Genomic DNA, 4,014 nt, shown 5'->3' on the forward strand with positions numbered 1-4,014 from the left:
GGCCTCCACCTTGTGGGCCTTGGCCTCGAAGTTGCCGTCCTCGCCGGTGCTGTCGGTTTTCTTGAAGTGCAAATAGAAGAAGTCGTATTGGTTCCAGTGCGCTTGCAGGGCCCTGAGCTTGCCCTCCGGGGCGTCTTCGGCCCCCTCGACGGGCAGCACGTCCATGCCCACCAGGCTGGCCACGCCCTTGTACATGGGATAGCTGGCCACGCAGGCCGGGCGCACCTTGTAGACCTCGGCCATGCTGGGGAAGCGGGGCTTCTCGGAGATGCCCCGGAAGAGCGCGCCGTTGATCTGCGGCTCGTCTTGCAGCACTTCCCGGATGCGGGCGGTGAGGGCGTTGAGTATGCGGGCGGTTTTGGCGCTGGCGGCGTCGGTTGCATCGTGGGGGTGCGAAGGGAGGGGGGCCACGCCGGTTTTCTGGGGGTCGGTGTCGCTCACCTTTTCGCCTAGGCCCGCCCCCCGCAAAATCACCACAAAACGGTGCTCGGACTCGGTGTAGAAGCGCACGCGCACACCCTCAATTTCGGAGATGGCGGCCTCGAGCCGCCCCACCACCCGCCGGTTCTCGGCGTCGCTGGGCCGGCCCGCCCGGCGGTCTACCACCAGCCCGTTCTTGTCCAGCGTGGCAAAGTTGCCCCGCACCCCCACGTCGCCGTCCTGAAAGTCGGCCCCGATGCCGATGGCCGAGAGCGCCCCGCGCCCCACCAGGTAGCGGAAGGGGTCGTAGCCAAAAAGCGCCAGGTGGCCGGGGCCGGAGCCGGGGGCCAGGCCCGGATACACCGGGGTCAAAAGCCCCAGAGCACTCTGCCGGGCCAGCGCGTCGAGGTGGGGGGTGTGCGCGGCGGCCAGCTCGGTGGGGCCGCCGGGGGTTTGTGGCAGCCCGCCCACACCGTCCAGCACGACCAGCAGAATCTTGGAAGGGGTTGGTTGGGATAGCTCGGCGACGATAGAGAGCATGTCCATACGCCCATTCTACCGATGTAAAAGCCGGGTTTGGGCAGCAAGCTCCCTTGTGCCCGCCTGGGGTCGGCGAAATCTTAGGGCGAACAGAGCGCCAAGCGCCGGGGTGTCGGAGCCGTTGTGACGCGCTGCCGCGCAAGGCGAGCGTTCCTGCCGGTTCGTCAGGGCCTTCCGCCGGAACCGCGTTCATGTCGGCTTCCGGGAGCGACGGGCGTCAGAAGCGGAAAGCCCCCAGCCGCACCCGCCCAGCAGGGGTGTCCAGGAACTGCTCGAGGGTGTTCCCCACCAACTGCTGCCCCAACCCTCCCACCCGCACCCCGCCGCGCAGCAGGTCGCCCGAGGCCGTCCAGAAGTCGGGTTCGATGGGGTTGCCATCGCGGAAGACCCGCTTGATGAGGCCGTTTTGCAACCGGAAGGACTGGCCCCCCTCGCTCCAGGCGTTGTTCAGGGTGCGGATGGTCTGCATCACCAGGCTATTCGAGCCCACCAGGCGGAAGTCGTAGGTCTCGTTCACCTGCACCTGGAAGCCGGGGCCGCTCAGGCTGCCCTGCAGGGTGTCCTGGTGGCGGAACTCGATGGAGCCGGGGCCAAAGTCGGAGAGCACCACCTGGGCGTAGCTCAGGTTCAGGGTGTGGGGCTGGCCTTCGAAGGTGGCGCTGCCGCCCAGGCTTACGCTCAGGTTGCTCCCCTGGCGCTGCGAGCGCAGGCTCAGGTTCACCGGGCCCATCTCGCCATCGGGGTCGAGCGTGGCGGTGTACTGGAGCAGGTGGTTGCCCTTGTAGAAAGCCCCAGCCCCGTTGCTAAGGTTGCCCTGGAACTGCGCGACGGCGAACTCGTAGACCACCCCGTCGCTCCAGACCACCCGCAGGCGGTTGGTGGGGGTGGCGCTGTAGGTAAAGGTGTTGCCGGTCTGCGTGAGGGTGCCGGTAAGGGTGCTGTTGTTCCGGCTCAGGCTGCGGGCCAGCTCGATTAGCTCCACCAGCAGGGGCGAGACCTCCTGCTCCAAATCCTTGAGCTGTTCGGGCAGCAGCGAGGCCGTCTTGAAGCCAAGCCCACCGGGGTTGCCGGGCGGGTTGGGCGTACCGGGGCCGGGGTTGACGGGGTTGCTGGCCGTGCGGCCACAGGCACACAGGGCGGCGATGAGCAGGCTAAAGATGGTCCAGGTCAAAGGTTTCATGGGGTCTCCTTGGGGAAGTCTTCGCCCATGCCGGTCGCGGGGTAAAAGGCAGAAAGCTGGGCAATTGCCAGCAGAATAGAAACCCGGCGTTACACCACCGTCTCAAAGGAAAACCCCGCCCTTGGGCGGGGCTTCGGCCACGGAGGGATACGCTTAGTGGTAGCGCACCAGGGCGAAGTCGAACTTGTTAGCAGCGTTCTGGCTATACCCCGCCGCCACCAGCTTGCCGTCGGACTGGAGGACCAGGGCAAAGGCTTCGTCAAAGTCCAAGCCCAAATCCGTGGTCACCTTACCCCCCGTGCCGAAGGAGGGGTCCAGGCTGCCGTTGGGGTTGTAGCGCACCAGGGCGAAGCCAAGGTTACTACCTGCGGCGACAAGGCTCCGTCCCGCCGCCACCAGCTTGCCATCGGGCTGGAGGACGAGGGCGTAGGTTATGTCATCGCTCGAGCTCACCGCCGTGGTCACTTTGCCCCCGGTGCCAAAGGAGTTATCCAGGCTGCCATCAGGGTTGTAGCGCACCAGGGCGAAGTCGAAGTTGCCCGCGAAGCCCGCGATCCGCCCCGCCGCCACCAGCTTGCCGTCGGGCTGGAGGACGAGGGCGTTCGGAAGATTCAAGGCAAAGTTCAACGAGGTTCTCACTTTGCCCCCGGTGCCGAAGGAGGTGTCCAGGGTGCCATCCGGGTTGTACCGCACCAGGGCGAAGTCGGAGTCTATAGCAGTGTTCAAGCTCATCCCCGCCGCCACCAGCTTGCCGTCGGGCTGGAGGACGAGGGCGTAGGCTTCGTCAGAGCTCGAGCCCACCGCCGTGGTCACCTTGCCCCCGGTGCCGAAGGAGGGGTCCAGGCTGCCGTTGGGGTTGTAGCGCAACAGGGCGACGTAGTCGTAGACCGCGGCGCCCAGGCTCCGTCCCGCCGCCACCAGCCTGCCGTCGGGCTGGAGGACCAGGGCGTTGGCTTCGTCAAATCTCGAGCCCAAATCCGTGGTCACCTTGCCCCCGGTGCCGAACGAGGGGTCCAGGCTGCCGTTGGGGTTATAGCGCACCAGGGCGAAGTCGACGTTGTTAGCAGCGTTCTGGATATACCCCGCCGCCACCAGCTTGCCGTCGGGCTGGAGGACCAGGGCCGAGGCTTGGTCAAAGCTCGAGCCCACCGCCGTGGTCACCTTGCCTCCGCTGCCGAAGGAGGGGTCCAGGGTGCCATCGGGGTTGTAGCGCACCAGGGCGAAGTCGGAGTTGCCTGCGGTGTTCTCGCTAGTCCCAGCCGCCACCAGCTTGCCGTCGGGCTGGAGGATCAGGGCGTGGGCTTGGTCAAAGCTCGAGCCGAAGATATTCGTGGTCACCTTCCCCCCGGTGCCGAAGGAGGCATCCAGCTCCCCCTTGGCCCCCACGTACAGGTCGAAGTTGGCACAGTGGCTGCCACAGGTGGGGCTCAGCCCTCCCCCCGCCGCCCGGATGCGCAGGGCCAGGGGCCCACCGGTGGGGGTGCCGGCGGTGCTGGCGAGGGTCAGGTTAATTGAGATCGGCGCATTCCCCGAGACCGCCACCGTTGGGGGGCTGAGGCTCAGGCTGGCCGGGGCCGGGGTGCCGTCCTGCCGCTCCAGCACCAGGTTCACCGGGGCGTTGAAGCCGCCCTGGGGGGTGAGGGTCAGGGTGGAGGCGACCGCCTCGCCGCGGGTCAGGCCCAGGAGGCTCTGCCCCAGGCTGAGCTGCAAGCCGGGGGTGGGCACCACCAGGCTGAAGTTGGCACTCTGCTGGATGGAACCCGAGACCGCCCTGAGCTGGAGGGCATGGCTGCCGGTGGGGGTGCTGGCCGACACCTGGAGGGATAGGGGGGTGCGGGTGGGGTTGGCGCTGACCGCAACGGTAGTGGGCGAAA

2 protein-coding genes and 1 pseudogene are annotated in these 4,014 nt (G+C 67.2%); all 3 read right to left on the reverse strand.

The window, feature by feature from the left end; all coding sequences use genetic code 11:
* The coding region (locus NZN28_RS13915) for a phosphoglycerate mutase (protein ID WP_295399154.1) at positions 1–966 on the reverse strand (966 nt) is incomplete at its 3' end.
* Positions 967–1,177: 211 nt separating this feature from the next.
* Positions 1,178–2,140, reverse strand: a complete 963-nt coding sequence (locus NZN28_RS13920) for a hypothetical protein (protein ID WP_295399156.1) — start codon at positions 2,138–2,140, stop codon at positions 1,178–1,180.
* Positions 2,141–2,293: 153 nt separating this feature from the next.
* Positions 2,294–4,014, reverse strand: a pseudogene (locus NZN28_RS13925) (hypothetical protein); the annotation flags it as partial.

The organism is Meiothermus sp., assembly GCF_025056915.1.
Lineage (GTDB): Bacteria > Deinococcota > Deinococci > Deinococcales > Thermaceae > Meiothermus.

Excerpts from the sequence above, each read along its gene's own strand:
- NZN28_RS13920 (WP_295399156.1), bottom strand. The coding sequence starts at position 2,140 with ATGAAACCTTTGACCTGGACCATCTTTAGCCTGCTCATCGCCGCCCTG.